Here is a 13686-nt window from a genome sequence, read left to right on the forward strand (position 1 = left end):
ACGATGTTTGGTAAATTAAGTTGGGAAGCGATCCCTTTCCACGAGCCGATTGTCATGGTGACCATCTCCATGATCGCGCTCGGTGGTCTGGCGTTGTTCGCTGCAATCACCTACTTCAAGAAGTGGACGTACTTGTGGACCGAGTGGCTGACGTCGGTCGACCACAAGAAAATCGGCGTGATGTACATCGTCGTTGCCATGGTCATGCTGCTGCGTGGCTTTGCCGACGCCATCATGATGCGTACCCAGTTGGCCATGGCCACCGAGGGTTCGCCTGGCTACCTGCCACCTGAACACTATGACCAGATCTTCACCGCTCACGGTGTGATCATGATCATCTTCATGGCGATGCCATTCTTCACCGGCCTGATGAACCTTGCAGTGCCGCTGCAGATCGGCGCGCGTGACGTTGCCTTCCCGTTCCTGAACTCCCTGAGCTTCTGGCTGCTGGTGTCCGGCGTTGTGCTGATCAACCTGTCCCTGGGCGTCGGCGAATTCGCCAAGACCGGTTGGGTTGCCTATCCGCCGCTGTCGGGTCTGCAATACAGCCCTGGCGTGGGTATGGACTACTACATCTGGGCGCTACAGCTATCCGGGTTAGGTACGACGCTGACGGGGGTCAACTTCCTGGCGACCGTGCTGAAAATGCGTACCCCTGGCATGAAGCTGATGGACATGCCGATCTTCACCTGGACCTGCACCTGGGCTAACGTCCTGATCGTGGCTTCGTTCCCGATCCTGACCGCTACCCTGGCACTGCTGACCCTCGACCGTTACATGGATTTCCACATTTTCACCAATGAACTTGGTGGCAATCCGATGATGTACGTCAACCTGTTCTGGGCCTGGGGCCACCCTGAGGTTTACATCCTGATCCTGCCGGCATTCGGCATCTTCTCGGAAGTGATCTCGGCATTCACCGGCAAGAAACTGTTCGGCCACCACTCGATGATCTACGCTTCGGGCGCGATCTCGGTACTGGGCTTCATGGTTTGGCTGCACCACTTCTTCACCATGGGTTCGGGTGCCAGCGTCAACGCCTTCTTCGGTCTGGCGACGATGCTGATTTCCATCCCGACGGGTGTGAAGCTGTTCAACTGGCTGTTCACCATCTACCAGGGCCGTCTGCGCTTCACCAGCCAGGTGATGTGGACCCTGGGCTTCATGGTGACCTTCGCCATCGGCGGCATGACCGGCGTACTGCTGGCCATCCCGGGTGCTGACTTCGTTCTGCACAACAGCCTGTTCGTGATCGCGCACTTCCACAACGTGATCATCGGCGGTGCGGTATTCGGCTACATCGCAGGTTTCGGCTTCTACTTCCCGAAAGCGTTCGGCTTCAAGCTGCACGAAGGCTGGGGTAAAGCAGCGTTCTGGTTCTGGATCTCGGGCTTCTTCGTCGCGTTCATGCCGCTCTATGCACTGGGCTTCATGGGCATGACCCGTCGTCTGAACGCCACCACCAACCCTGAGTGGGTACCGTACCTGTACGTTGCCATGTTCGGTGCGGTGATGATCGCTGTCGGTATCGCCTGCCAACTGATCCAGCTGTACGTCAGTGTGCGTGACCGCAAGAAGCCAGAGAACGTTTGCGATCACGGTGACCCGTGGAATGGCCACACTCTGGAATGGTCGACCTCGTCGCCACCTCCGTTCTACAACTTCGCTGTGCTGCCTAAGGCTGACTGCATCGACCCGTTCACCGAAGCCAAGGAAAACGGTACCGCGTACCAGGCTCCGGCCAAGTACGAGCCGATCCACATGCCGAACAACACCGCCACTGGCGTGGTGATGGGCGCACTGCTGACCGTCTTCGGTTTCGCGATGATCTGGCACATCTGGTGGTTGGCGATCGCCAGCCTGGCCGGCACTGTCATCTACTTCGTGATCCACGCGGCACGTGACGACCAGGGCTATATGGTTCCGGTTGAAACGATCGAACGCATCGAAGCCGAGCAGCACAAGCGTCTGGTCGCGGCAGGGAAAATCCCGGCCAATGCCACCCGTGTAACCTCGTTGGAACAGGCTTAAACCATGTCGAACTTAGTGACCAATGTTGGACACGCCCATGGTGACCATGGGCACGATGACCATCACCACGACTCGGGCGAGATGACCGTATACGGTTTCTGGCTCTACCTGATGACCGACTGCATTCTGTTTGCGTCGATCTTCGCGGTGTACGCAGTACTGGTAAACAACGTCGCCGGTGGCCCGTCGGGCCACGACATCTTCGAGCTGCCATACGTGCTGGGCGAAACCGCTCTGCTGTTGTTCAGTTCGATCACCTACGGCTTCGCCATGCTGGCGTTGTACAAAGGTAAAAAGCAGCAGGTTCTGGGCTGGTTGTTCATGACCTTCCTGCTCGGCGCAGGCTTCATCGCCATGGAGATCAACGAGTTCCACCTGCTGATCTCCGAGGGCTTCGGTCCTAGCCGTTCGGGCTTCCTGTCGGCGTTCTTCACCCTGGTCGGTACCCACGGTCTGCACGTATCCGCGGGTCTGATCTGGATGGGCATCATGATGTACCAGGTCAACAAGCACGGCCTGACGGCGACCAACAAGACCCGTCTGAGCTGCCTGAGCCTGTTCTGGCACTTCCTGGACGTGGTGTGGATCTGCGTATTCACCGTTGTTTACCTGATGGGGACTCTGTAATGGCTAATGCACACTCCCATGACAGCCATGATGCTGGCCACGGCAGCGTAAAGTCGTACGCCATCGGCTTCATCCTGTCGGTGATCCTGACTGCCATCCCGTTCGGCCTGGTGATGTTCCCGACCTTGCCGAAGTCGACCACGCTGGCAATCGTCCTGCTGTTCGCGGTAATCCAGGTGATCGTTCACCTGTACTACTTCCTGCACCTGGACCGTTCGATTGCACAACGTAACAACGTGATCGCGTTTGTCTTTACGGCCATCGTGATCCTGCTGCTGGTTGGCCTGTCGCTGTGGATCATGTTCAGCATCCACACGTACATGATGGCGAAGTGAGGTAGACCCGATGTCGCTCAAGCACTTTATCCAAATCACCAAACCGGGGATCATTTTCGGTAACGTGCTTTCTGTGGCAGGCGGGTTCTTCCTGGCCTCGAAAGGGCATGTAGATCTGGCGGTGTTCCTGGCCGCCATGATCGGCACATCCCTGGTTGTGGCCTCCGGTTGCGTGTTCAACAACTGCATCGACCGCGACATCGACCTGAAGATGGAACGCACCAAGAACCGGGTGCTGGTCCAGGGCTTGATCTCCCTGAAACTGGCCCTGGTCTACGCGACCATCCTGGGTGTTCTCGGCGTTGCCTTGTTGTACAAGGTGGCCAACCCGTTGGCCGCCCTGTTCGCGGTAATCGGCTTCATCATCTACGTCGGCTTCTACAGCCTGTACCTCAAGCGCAAGTCGGTTCACGGCACGCTGGTGGGCAGTCTGTCGGGCGCCATGCCGCCAGTGATCGGTTACGTTGCCGTAACCAACAGCTTCGACATGGCCGCACTGACCCTGCTGGTGATGTTCAGCCTGTGGCAGATGCCGCATTCCTACGCCATCGCGATCTTCCGCTTCAACGACTACCTGGCCGCATCGATTCCGGTGTTGCCCGTCAAGCGCGGAATCGAAGTGGCCAAGAAGCACATCCTGCTCTACATCCTGGCGTTCCTCGTGGCGACCTTGATGCTGACCTTCAGCGGTTACGCTGGCATGAGCTACCTCGCCGTTGCCGCGGCCATGGGCATGTACTGGTTGTACATGGCCTGGACCGGCTACAAGGCGGTGGATGACACGGTCTGGGCACGCAAGCTGTTCGTGTTCTCGATCTTCACCATCACCGCACTGAGCGTCATGATGTCCCTGGACTTCAAGGTGCCGGCCGAGCTGCTGCTGACGTACGCGCCGTAAGGCTGGATGGCTTCAAGAAAAACCCCGCACATTGAGAGATGTGCGGGGTTTTTTGTTGGGTGAATTATGCTGAATCGAGGTGACACCATCGCGAGCAGGGGATTTGTGAACGACGCCAATCAAATGTGTGGGAGCCTGCTCGCGATGGCGTGCGCCGCCGATTTCGAAGGTTGCGGAGTACTGTCAAAACACCTAGATTTGGATCCAACCTTCAGTGGTAGCGCCATGCCATTCCCTCGGCGTTCAACTGTTCTACTCCACGATACTGCTTGCATAGATCAAGAGGCTGGGCGAAATGACTGAGAGGATGACCTGTGATGAACGCTTCATTGCCCTGGCAGAAGAGCTGAACTACGACATCTATGGCGAGAACACCGCCGGCGGCAATTACGCGCCGCTGATCCGCCATCGCGATGAGTTGTACATCAGCGGCATGGTGCCACGGGTCAATGGCAGGATTCTGTATCCCGGTCGTGTGGGGCTGGAGTTGACGCTCAAGGATGCTCAGGCCGCTGCGAGCATCAGTGCCATGCGTTGCCTGGCGCTGATCGTCGATGCGGTAGGGTCGCTGGACAAGATTCGGGCGTTGTTGCGGGTCACGGTGTATGTGAAGTCCACCCCGGACTTTGTTGACCTGAGCGAGGTGGCCAACGGTGCGTCGGACGTGTTCAGCCATGTGCTCGGTGACGCTGGCCGACACACCCGCACCACGGTCGGTGTGTATCAGTTGCCGAAGAACGCGGCAATCGAGGTCGACATGATCGTTGCGGTGCAGCCGGAAGCCTGACGCCCGCGCCGCCCGACAAAAAGCCCCGCCTGAACCTCAGAGCGGGGCTTTTTTTCTGCGCCGGGGCTTACTGCGCGGCGATGCTGTAGCCATCGAACGCGGTCTGCTGTTGCAGGGCGGTGATGATGTTCTTGCGGTTGATCGCGTGTTCGGTGCCGGCGTTGTCGACGAAGGTTTCGCCGTCCAGCTCGGCTTCTTCGCCTTCACCGACGAAGCTGAAACCGAGGAACTCCAGCGCTTCACGGTCAACGTTCAAGCGCGAACGTGGCGTGCGCAGGGGCAGGGTCACGCTGGTGCCGTCCTTGCTGATGGTGAAGATTTCGAGTTCCTTCTTCTTGGCAGCCTTGCCCTTGCCGCCGCTCGGGTTGCTGATCGCCTGATGGGTCTGGTTCAGCACTTTGAGGGCCAGGCCGTAGACGATTTCCTGGAACGCCGGATCGTCCTTGAAGCTGGACAGGATGCGGCCGATCGAGAACTTGCTGCTCAGGTCTTCCAGGGCGGCGACGTCGGCGGCTTCCGCGTCCTTCAGGCGCTTGAGTTCGCCCATCAGCTCGTAGGCCTTGTCGTCATCGAAGCTGTCGTGCGCCTGACGGATCGCGGCGCGCAGCTCGCGGATCTGGTCGCTTTCGCGGGTCGACTGGAAAGCATCCAGCACCATCTCGCTGATGATTTTGGCTTGTGGAAGGTGTTGTGAAAGATTGATGGAGTTTTCGTATTCCGCTTTGGACGATTCGGTGACTACGGATTCAGCGGTGTTGAAATCGGACATTGAAATTTCACTACTTTTTTAACTTGAGTGGAGATGAGAAAGCGCGAGGTCTTTTTCAGGCCGGTTAATTTAGGGGAGCGGGGCTGTGTTGTCACGGAGCAACAGGCCGGCGGTGCGGATTATTTGTCCGGCGTGTCCGAATTCATCGAGCGCATCATCCACTGTTCAGCGGTTTGCTGATCGGTCGGCAACGAGAAGCGAAAAGTCGCGCCGCGCCCCGCGACATCCAGCAGCTGAATCTCACGCCCGTGCAATTGCAGGATGCGATGCACGATGCGCAGCCCCAATCCACCGTCGCGCCGCGCCCCGCCGATATTGAATGGCCGCAGGAACAGACCTTCGCGCAACTGGGGTGCGATGCCGGGGCCGGTGTCGCTGACCGTCACTTCGACCAAGGCGCCACGGGGCTTCAAATCCAGCTCAATCTCGCCGCCCTGAGGGGTATGGCGCAAGGCGTTGTCCACCAGGTTGGTCAGCACCCGCTCGATCAGCCCGAGGTCGGTGCAGACGGTCGGCAGGTTCGGCACGAAACTGGCCTTGAGTTCGACGTGGCGGGCTTCGGCGGCCAGTTCGAACTTCTGGAAGATGTCCTGCAGCAGATCGATCAGGGAGAAGCGCTCCAATACCGGCTGCACAAAACCGTGTTCCAGGCGCACCAGTTCCAGCAGCGATTGCGCCAACCCGCCGACCTTGCGGCTTTGATCGAGGGCGATACCCAGATAACGCCGGCGTTCTTCGGCGGTGAGTGTGGCGTCCTTGAGTGACAGGGTTTCCAGATAGCCGTGCAGCGAAGCCAGCGGCGTGCGCAGGTCATGGGAGATGTTCGCCACCAGCTCGCGGCGCTCCTGATCCTGGCGGGTCAGCGAGCGCCATTGCTCACCGAGACGGTTTTGCATCTGCCGGAAGGCGCTATCGAGTACGGCGATTTCATCCGGGTCAGCGCTTTTATCCACAGCGGTGGAAGGGGCAGGCAGCGGTTGCGGCGCACCGTCGATGTCGAAGCGGCTGACAGTCTCGGTCAGCCGACGTAACGGACGGGTGATCAGGTTGAATGCCGTGAGGCCGGCAATCAGGCACAGCAGCGCGACCAGGGCGATGGACAGCAGAGCCGTATTGAGTGCGGCGCTGGTGGCACCGCGTTCGGCATAACGATCGTGTTCTTCACTGAGCAGCACCACGTACAGATAGCCGGCCGGTTTGCCGTTGACCCGCAACGGCGCGGCACTGAACACCTTGCGCCCGTCGACGCTGCGCGGGTCATCGCCGAGGATCGGCAGCGGCTGGTCATTGAGCAGCCGGCGGATTGGCGCCAGATCGACTGTCTCCCGACGCAGCCGTCCCTGCGGCGCCGCGTTGCCGACAATCCGCCCCTCAGGGTCGAGCAGGTACACCTCGACGCTCGGGTTGACCAGCATCAGCTTGCTGAACAGCTCGCGCACGGCACCGGGCATCAGGCCGTTGCTGTCCATCAGCACCGTGTCATGGGCGATGTGCTGCGCCAGATCCCGAGACAGACCTTGCACCACTTCCAGCTCATGCATCTTGCTCGAGCGCACCTGCAGCCATGCCGAGGTGCCGCAGCACACCAGCAGCAACACGGCGAACACCAGTGACAGGCGCTGCGACAGGGTCAGTTTCATGGTTGTTCCGTGCCGAATTTATAGCCGCGGCCCCACACGGTGAGGATGCGCGTCGGTTGCGCCGGATCGCTTTCGATTTTCGCCCGCAGGCGGTTGATGTGGGTGTTGACCGTGTGCTCGTAACCTTCATGGCTGTAGCCCCACACCGCGTTGAGCAGGTCCATGCGCGAGAACACCTTGCCCGGTTGCCGGGCGAAGAAATACAGCAGATCGAATTCCCTCGGCGTGAGGTCCAGGCGGGCGCCATTGAGGGCGACGTCGCGGGTGATCGGGTCGATGTTCAGGCCATCGAGACTCAGGCTGCCGGCGTCCATTTTCAGGTTGCGCGCCATGGCGTCAACCCGGCGCAGCAAGGCTTTGACCCGCGCCACCAGCTCCAGCATCGAAAACGGTTTGGCGAGGTAATCGTCGGCCCCCAGTTCCAGACCGAGGATGCGGTGCAGTTCACTGGAGCGCGCGCTGGTGATGATGATTGGTGTGTAGCGCGCCATCGCTCGGGCGCGGCGACAGATTTCCAGGCCGTCGACGCCCGGCAGCATCAGATCGAGGATCAGCGCATCCCATTGTCCCTGTTGCAACAGGCGCATGCCTTCGTCGCCGTCGGCGCAGTGCACGACGTCGTAATGCTCGTCGCGCAGGTGCAGGCAAATCAGGTCGGCGATGTGTTGGTCATCCTCGACCACGAGGATGCGTCTGGTCGGTTCCATCAAGCTCAATCCTTCGGCGCAGTGAACGCATTGTGCGGCTTTTCCCCGGGGCGAGTTATCACGAATTCGTTAACTTCCCGTGAGGATTTGGCGATCAACCCAAGCCTAGGCTGTGTTCCATGACAGGCACCTGGAATTTTTGGAGACGGCCATGTTTACACGGCGACAGATTCTCGTAGCGAGCGGCGGGCTGGGCGTTGCAGCCCTGGTGGCCGGTGTATTGCCAAAATTGTCCCCGGGCGCTGCGCTGATTGATCAGGCCCATGCCGATGAGGTGTTTGAGGTCACCCACAGCGACAGCGAGTGGCGAGCGCGGCTCTCCGATGAGCAGTACGCCATCCTGCGCGAAGAAGGCACCGAGCGGGCCTATACCAGCCCGCTCAACAACGAGCATCGCAGCGGCACGTTCGCCTGCGCGGGCTGTGACCTGGTGTTGTTTTCATCGGCCACCAAGTTCGACAGCCGCACCGGCTGGCCGAGTTTCTGGGCGCCGCTGGAGCACGCAGTGGCCACGCGGCAAGACCGTTCCTTCGGCATGTCCCGCAATGAAGTCCACTGTCGACGCTGTGGCGGGCACCTGGGGCATGTCTTCGACGACGGCCCGAAACCCACCGGCCTGCGCTATTGCATGAATGGCCTGGCGATGACCTTCAAACCCGTGGCGGCATAAGCCATGGCCCGTATTCGATTTTCACTTTCTACAGGACGACACCATGTGGCTCTTGGTTCTCGCTTATCTGGGCGGTGTGCTGACGATCGTCAGTCCGTGCATCCTGCCTGTTCTGCCTTTTGTCTTCGCTCGCACCGGGCAGCCGTTTATCAAGAGTGGCTTGCCGCTATTGGCCGGGATGGCGCTGACCTTCGCCCTCGTCGCCACGCTGGCGGCGGTGGGCGGCGGTTGGGTGGTGCAAGTCAATCAGTACGGTCGCTGGCTCGCGTTGCTGTTCGTTGCACTGTTCGGGCTGACGCTGCTGCTGCCGCACCTCGCCGAGCGCCTGACCCGGCCGCTGGTGGCGGCCGGCAGCCGCTTGTCCGAGGCCGCCGGGCAGGACAATCGTCCGCGTCCCGGCGCGTCGTTTCTGATCGGCGTCGCCACGGGACTGCTCTGGGCACCGTGCGCCGGGCCCATTCTCGGCTTGATTCTGACCGGGGCCGCGCTGCAAGGGGCAAGCACCGCCACCACGTTGTTGTTGCTCGCCTACGCGGCGGGCGCCGCGACTTCGCTGGCGGCGGCGCTGTTGCTGGGCGGTAAGGTGTTTGCGCTGATGAAGCGCTCGATCGGCACCGGGGAGTGGATCCGGCGTGGGTTGGGTGCGGCGATGCTCGCGGGTGTCGCGGCGATTGCGCTGGGCCTCGATACCGGATTGCTGGCACGGCTGTCGACAGCGTCCACTGGCGGGATTGAACAAGCATTGGTCGGCAAACTGTCCGGCAAGTCTGCGTCTGATAACGGCACGATGATGGCGCAGATTCCTGCCATGGGCGGAGCAATGAAAGTTGCCGACAAGGCACCGGGAACACTCCCGGTTGAAGGCCAGTTGCCGCCGCTCAATGGCGCCGTGCAATGGCTCAACTCGCCACCGCTGGACGCCCAGGCACTCAAGGGCAAAGTGGTGTTGGTGGATTTCTGGACCTACTCCTGCATCAACTGCCTGCGCACGCTGCCGTACGTCAAAGCCTGGGCCGAGAAATACCGTGATCAGGGCCTGGTAGTGATCGGCGTGCACGCCCCGGAATTCGCCTTCGAACGCGATGTGGGCAACGTCACCAAAGCCATGAAGGCGCTGGGCATCAACTACCCGGTGGCGATCGATAACGACTACAGGATCTGGCGCGCCTTCAACAATGAATACTGGCCGGCGCATTACTTTGCCGATGCCCAGGGACGCATTCGTTATCACCATTTTGGCGAAGGTGACTACGCCGAATCGGAACGGGTCATCCAGCAGTTGCTGCGTGAGGCCGGAGCGAAAACCGTGGCCGACGGTTTGATCAACGCCGATGCCAAAGGTGTGCAACAGGCGCCGGACATGAATCAGGTGCTGTCGCCGGAAACCTATGTCGGCTACCAGCGCGCGGAACATTTCGTAGCGCAAAGCGGCCTGGTGCCTGACAAGGTCGCGACCTATAACCCACCGGCTAACCTGGCCCTCAATGACTGGAGCCTCGGCGGCCAATGGGCCGTCGGTGCCGAGCGCGCCACCGCCAGCGCGCCGGCCAGTCGCATCGTCTACCGCTTTCACGCCCGCGATCTGCATCTGGTGCTGGGGCCGGGCGCGGATGGCAAACCGGTGCGGTTCAAAGTGTCGATTGACGGTCAGGCGCCGGGTGACGCCCACGGTGTGGATGTCGCTGCGGATGGCAGTGGCCGCGTGACCGAGCAGCGCCTGTACCAGTTGGTGCGGCAAACCGATGCGGTGAGGGATCGAACCTTCAGCATCGAATTTCTTGACCCGGGCGTATCGGCCTACGCCTTCACCTTCGGCTGATCGGGAGTGCGCAACATGAAATCTCAAAACAATTGGCGGCGTGGGTTATTGGGCGTCGCGATGGCCGGGGTGATTGGTCAGTGCTCGGCGTTTTCTTTCGGGGCCGAAGACGCGGTGGTCATTCCGCCGCCGGCGCTCGACGAAACCCCTCAGGCGCACAGTGAAACGGCGGTGTTCGCCGGTGGTTGCTTCTGGGGCGTGCAAGGGGTTTTTCAACACGTCAAAGGCGTGCAGAAAGCCGTTTCCGGTTACGCCGGCGGTGCCGCGAACACGGCGCAATACGAGCGGGTCAGCGATGGCGACACCGGTCATGCCGAGTCGGTACAAGTCACCTTCGACCCGACGCAAGTCAGCTATGGCAGCCTGCTGCAGATCTACTTCTCGGTGGCCCACAACCCGACCGAACTCAACCGTCAGGGCCCCGACAGCGGCACGCAATACCGCTCGGCGCTGTTCCCGGTCAACGCTGACCAGCAACGCGTGGCGCAGGCCTACATCGCTCAACTCGACGCGGCGCATGCCTACAGCCAGCCCATCGTCACGAAACTGGAAACCTACAACGGCTTCTACCCGGCAGAGGACTATCACCAGGACTTCCTGACCGAGCACCCGACCTACCCGTACATCGTGATCAACGACATGCCGAAGGTCGCGCAGTTGAAGCAGTTGTTTGCGCAGCGTTATCAGGAGAAGCCGGTGTTGGTGAAAAGCGGGACCTGATCCAGGCCTGTTACTTGAGCCTTGGCCGCTCCATGGCAATCACCGACGTTGCGAACCCCAGGCTGGTAAAAAATGCCTCCGCGCTTTCACGTCCGGCGCGCAGTACCCAAGAGATGTCGGGGTTGTCTCCCATGACATGCTCGACCAGCGCACGCCCGACGCCTGCGCGCCGATGCTGGTCATCGACCACGACCATCGACAGATAGCCGTTGGACAAACCATCGGTGATGCCTCGGGAGAAACCGATGATATGCTCGCCGCTCAGCGCGACGGCAGTGCGTTGGGAGTTTTCGATGAGTCGGGCGAAGTGGTCGCTGGAGCCTGTTCGGTGCCCCCAGCCATGTTGCCCGAGAAACAGCCGCACCGACTCCACTTCAGCGGGCAACAGATGACGTACGGTGATGTGGTTGTTCATTGGCTGGCGGCGTCCTTGTCGGCGGTTATTCGAGCGTAGTTGATCGCGACCGGTGTCAGGATCTGCCCCAGGTTTTCATCGCGAACTCGACGAAGCGCCGTAGCTTGGGCAAGCGATAACGATCCGGCGCGTACAGCAGATGCAACGGGCGGCTCGGGGGCTGGTAATCGGGGATCACCGTCACCAGTTTGCCGTCGCGCAGATCCTGTTCCACCAGCGCATCCGGCAGCATCACGATGCCCATGCCGGTGCGTGCTGCCTGATGCAGGCCGGCGGAGGTGTTCATCAGCATCGGGCCGCTGACGTCGACCAGAATCTCGCCGTCCGGGCCGCTAAGGCGCCAGCGTTTTTCCACCGATTGCCAGTCATCGCCGGCGGGGTAGGCGAACGACAGGCAGTCGTGTTGTTGCAGGTCCTCCGGGGTGATCGGCATGCCGCGCCGGGCGACGTAGGCCGGAGAGGCGCACACGGTCAGGGTGTAATCGATCAACGGTCGGGCGATCAGGTTCGACTGCTCGAAATGCCCCAGCCGAAACGCCACGTCGAGGCCACTTTCCAGCAGATCCGGGCGACGGTTGGTCAGCACCACGTCCATTTTCACCAGCGGGTACTGCAGGGAAAACTCGCTGAGCGCCGGTGCCAGGCGTTCGACACCAAAGGTCAGCGGCGCGGTGATGCGCAGCAGGCCGCGAGGCTCGTCGAGGGCCTGTTCGGCCAGGCGTTCGGAGTCGGCCACCAGCCCCAAAACGTCCAGACAGCGTTGATAATAAACGCTACCGAATTCGGTCAGCCGTTGTCGGCGAGTGGTGCGCTGCAGCAGCTGTACGCCGAGTCGTTGTTCCAGCGCGCGCAGGTGATTGCCGACCATAGTCGTGGACATTTCGCACTGCAGCGCGGCCGCCGTCATGCTTCCGGTTTCCACGACCTTTACGTACACGCCCATCGCCTGCAACAGGTCCATTATCAAGCTCTGCTTTTAAATGATTGAAGTTTTGCCGAGTTTATCCAGTTCTGGTGGCTAACCATACTGCAAACACACCGACCTTCACTGGAGTTTGAAGTCATGACCGCCGCCCTGATGAACACTTACCAACCGCTGGCCTTGAGTTTCACCAGAGGCCTGGGCACTCGCCTGTGGGATCAGGCCGGTCGTGAATACCTGGATGCCGTCGCAGGAGTCGCGGTGACCAATGTCGGCCATTCGCATCCGCGCATCGTCGCTGCCATCAGCGAGCAGGCCGCAATGCTGCTGCACACCTCCAACCTGTACAGCATCGACTGGCAGCAACAGCTTGCGCAGAAACTCACGCAGTTGTCGGGGATGGATCGAGTGTTCTTCAACAACTCCGGCGCAGAGGCCAATGAAACCGCGCTGAAACTGGCGCGTTTGTACGGCTGGCGCAAAGGCATTGAACAGCCGCTGGTGGTGGTCATGGCCAACGCGTTTCATGGCCGCACATTGGGGACGTTGTCGGCCAGCGATGGCCCGGCGGTGCGCCTGGGTTTCAATGATCTACCGGGGGATTTCGTCAAAGTGCCGTTTGGTGATCTGGCGGCGCTGGAGCAGGTGCAGCAAAAGCATGGCGAGCGGATCGTGGCGATTCTGGTCGAGCCGATCCAGGGCGAAAGCGGCGTACAACTGGCGCCGCCCGGTTACCTGAAGGCCTTGCGCGAACTGTGCAATCGTCACGCCTGGCTGCTGATGCTTGATGAAATCCAGACCGGTATCGGCCGCACCGGCCAGTGGTTTGCGTTCCAGCACGAGGGCATCGTTCCGGATGTCATGACCCTGGCCAAAGGCCTTGGCAACGGCGTGCCGATCGGCGCCTGTCTGGCGCGAGGCAGGGCGGCCGATCTGTTCACCCCCGGCAGTCATGGCAGTACATTTGGCGGTAATCCGCTGGCCTGCCGGGTCGGCTGCACGGTGCTGGAAATCATCGAAGAACAGGGGTTGCTGGAGAACGTCCGGCTACAGGGCGAACGCCTACTGAGCCGCCTGCGCGCCGAACTGGCGGACAACCCCAACGTGCTGGCGATTCGCGGGCAGGGCTTGATGATCGGTATCGAGTTGAAACAGCCGATCCGCGATCTGACGCTGATTGCGGCGCGGGATCATGGGTTGCTGATCAACGTTACACGCGGCAAGACGATACGGCTGCTGCCGCCGCTGACGATTGATGAGCGGGAGGTGGGGATGATTGTCAGAGGTGTCGGGCTTGCTGTAACCGCGCACTGACAGGCAGCCGATAACCCCTGTGGGAGCGAGCC

14 protein-coding genes are annotated in these 13686 nt (G+C 60.8%); 9 read left to right on the forward strand and 5 right to left on the reverse strand.

Going from position 1 to position 13686, the window contains the following annotated elements; translation table 11 throughout:
- Nucleotides 1-3: 3 nt before the first annotated feature.
- From cyoB to NN484_RS24910, 5 genes are all read left to right on the forward strand, one after another.
- On the forward strand, nt 4-2031 hold the full coding sequence (gene cyoB / locus NN484_RS24890) for a cytochrome o ubiquinol oxidase subunit I (RefSeq protein ID WP_127648186.1): 2028 nt from the start codon (nt 4-6) through the stop codon (nt 2029-2031).
- Between the two features lie 3 nt (nt 2032-2034).
- On the forward strand, nt 2035-2658 hold the full coding sequence (cyoC, locus tag NN484_RS24895; protein WP_003227982.1) for a cytochrome o ubiquinol oxidase subunit III: 624 nt from the start codon (nt 2035-2037) through the stop codon (nt 2656-2658).
- A complete protein-coding gene (gene cyoD, locus NN484_RS24900) occupies nt 2658-2993 on the forward strand; it encodes a cytochrome o ubiquinol oxidase subunit IV (RefSeq protein ID WP_003227981.1) in 336 nt (111 codons plus the stop codon). The genes cyoC and cyoD overlap by 1 nt, the downstream gene beginning before the upstream one ends.
- A gap of 10 nt (nt 2994-3003) precedes the next feature.
- Complete coding sequence (cyoE, locus tag NN484_RS24905; RefSeq protein ID WP_003227980.1) at nt 3004-3891, forward strand: heme o synthase; 888 nt, start codon at nt 3004-3006, stop codon at nt 3889-3891.
- Nucleotides 3892-4186: 295 nt separating this feature from the next.
- Nucleotides 4187-4678 carry a RidA family protein gene (locus tag NN484_RS24910; protein WP_127648187.1) on the forward strand — a complete coding sequence of 164 codons (492 nt, stop codon included), beginning with the start codon at nt 4187-4189 and terminating at the stop codon, nt 4676-4678.
- 67 nt (nt 4679-4745) lie between these two features.
- Here the strand turns inward: NN484_RS24910 and NN484_RS24915 are convergent, their stop codons facing one another.
- The 3 genes from NN484_RS24915 to NN484_RS24925 form a co-directional block, all read right to left on the reverse strand.
- The gene (locus tag NN484_RS24915) at nt 4746-5447 is read right to left on the reverse strand and encodes a hypothetical protein (protein WP_127648188.1); all 702 of its coding nucleotides are present in this window, start codon (nt 5445-5447) and stop codon (nt 4746-4748) included.
- Between the two features lie 119 nt (nt 5448-5566).
- Nucleotides 5567-7087 carry a sensor histidine kinase gene (locus NN484_RS24920; RefSeq protein WP_274658151.1) on the reverse strand — a complete coding sequence of 507 codons (1521 nt, stop codon included), beginning with the start codon at nt 7085-7087 and terminating at the stop codon, nt 5567-5569.
- Nucleotides 7084-7794, reverse strand: a complete 711-nt coding sequence (locus tag NN484_RS24925) for a response regulator transcription factor (protein ID WP_274658152.1) — start codon at nt 7792-7794, stop codon at nt 7084-7086. Before NN484_RS24925 ends, NN484_RS24920 begins: the two co-directional genes overlap by 4 nt.
- A gap of 151 nt (nt 7795-7945) precedes the next feature.
- On the opposite strand from NN484_RS24925, the gene msrB reads away from it, so the two are divergent.
- Genes msrB through msrA form a run of 3 tightly spaced genes read left to right on the forward strand, consistent with a single transcriptional unit; the run spans nt 7946 to nt 11003 of the window.
- Nucleotides 7946-8464, forward strand: a complete 519-nt coding sequence (gene msrB, locus NN484_RS24930; protein WP_274658153.1) for a peptide-methionine (R)-S-oxide reductase MsrB — start codon at nt 7946-7948, stop codon at nt 8462-8464.
- Nucleotides 8465-8507: 43 nt separating this feature from the next.
- The gene (locus NN484_RS24935; RefSeq protein ID WP_274658154.1) at nt 8508-10283 is read left to right on the forward strand and encodes a cytochrome c biogenesis protein DipZ; all 1776 of its coding nucleotides are present in this window, start codon (nt 8508-8510) and stop codon (nt 10281-10283) included.
- A 15-nt stretch (nt 10284-10298) separates the two neighbouring features.
- Nucleotides 10299-11003: a peptide-methionine (S)-S-oxide reductase MsrA gene (gene msrA / locus NN484_RS24940; protein ID WP_274658155.1), complete on the forward strand. Its 705-nt coding sequence runs from the start codon at nt 10299-10301 to the stop codon at nt 11001-11003.
- 10 nt (nt 11004-11013) lie between these two features.
- On the opposite strand, the gene NN484_RS24945 is transcribed toward msrA, so the two are convergent.
- The gene (locus tag NN484_RS24945) at nt 11014-11418 is read right to left on the reverse strand and encodes a GNAT family N-acetyltransferase (protein WP_274658156.1); all 405 of its coding nucleotides are present in this window, start codon (nt 11416-11418) and stop codon (nt 11014-11016) included.
- Between the two features lie 55 nt (nt 11419-11473).
- On the reverse strand, nt 11474-12379 hold the full coding sequence (locus NN484_RS24950) for a LysR family transcriptional regulator (protein WP_274658157.1): 906 nt from the start codon (nt 12377-12379) through the stop codon (nt 11474-11476).
- Between the two features lie 102 nt (nt 12380-12481).
- Here NN484_RS24950 and NN484_RS24955 point away from each other — a divergent pair, with 102 nt between their 5' ends.
- Nucleotides 12482-13654 (forward strand): acetylornithine transaminase, encoded by a 1173-nt coding sequence (locus tag NN484_RS24955; protein WP_274658158.1) that lies wholly within the window; start codon nt 12482-12484, stop codon nt 13652-13654.
- Nucleotides 13655-13686: the final 32 nt, after the last annotated feature.

It is taken from the genome of Pseudomonas serboccidentalis, assembly GCF_028830055.1.
Classification (GTDB): Bacteria; Pseudomonadota; Gammaproteobacteria; order Pseudomonadales; family Pseudomonadaceae; genus Aquipseudomonas; species Aquipseudomonas serboccidentalis.

Coding starts and splice junctions, on each gene's coding strand:
- NN484_RS24945 (WP_274658156.1), bottom strand. CDS start 11,418: ATGAACAACCACATCACCGTACGTCATCTGTTGCCCGCTGAAGTGGAG.
- NN484_RS24915 (WP_127648188.1), bottom strand. CDS start 5,447: ATGTCCGATTTCAACACCGCTGAATCCGTAGTCACCGAATCGTCCAAA.
- NN484_RS24925 (WP_274658152.1), bottom strand. CDS start 7,794: ATGGAACCGACCAGACGCATCCTCGTGGTCGAGGATGACCAACACATC.
- cyoC (WP_003227982.1), top strand. CDS start 2,035: ATGTCGAACTTAGTGACCAATGTTGGACACGCCCATGGTGACCATGGG.
- NN484_RS24920 (WP_274658151.1), bottom strand. CDS start 7,087: ATGAAACTGACCCTGTCGCAGCGCCTGTCACTGGTGTTCGCCGTGTTG.
- cyoB (WP_127648186.1), top strand. CDS start 4: ATGTTTGGTAAATTAAGTTGGGAAGCGATCCCTTTCCACGAGCCGATT.
- msrA (WP_274658155.1), top strand. CDS start 10,299: ATGAAATCTCAAAACAATTGGCGGCGTGGGTTATTGGGCGTCGCGATG.
- NN484_RS24955 (WP_274658158.1), top strand. CDS start 12,482: ATGACCGCCGCCCTGATGAACACTTACCAACCGCTGGCCTTGAGTTTC.
- NN484_RS24950 (WP_274658157.1), bottom strand. CDS start 12,379: ATGGACCTGTTGCAGGCGATGGGCGTGTACGTAAAGGTCGTGGAAACC.
- NN484_RS24935 (WP_274658154.1), top strand. CDS start 8,508: ATGTGGCTCTTGGTTCTCGCTTATCTGGGCGGTGTGCTGACGATCGTC.
- msrB (WP_274658153.1), top strand. CDS start 7,946: ATGTTTACACGGCGACAGATTCTCGTAGCGAGCGGCGGGCTGGGCGTT.
- cyoD (WP_003227981.1), top strand. CDS start 2,658: ATGGCTAATGCACACTCCCATGACAGCCATGATGCTGGCCACGGCAGC.
- cyoE (WP_003227980.1), top strand. CDS start 3,004: ATGTCGCTCAAGCACTTTATCCAAATCACCAAACCGGGGATCATTTTC.
- NN484_RS24910 (WP_127648187.1), top strand. CDS start 4,187: ATGACTGAGAGGATGACCTGTGATGAACGCTTCATTGCCCTGGCAGAA.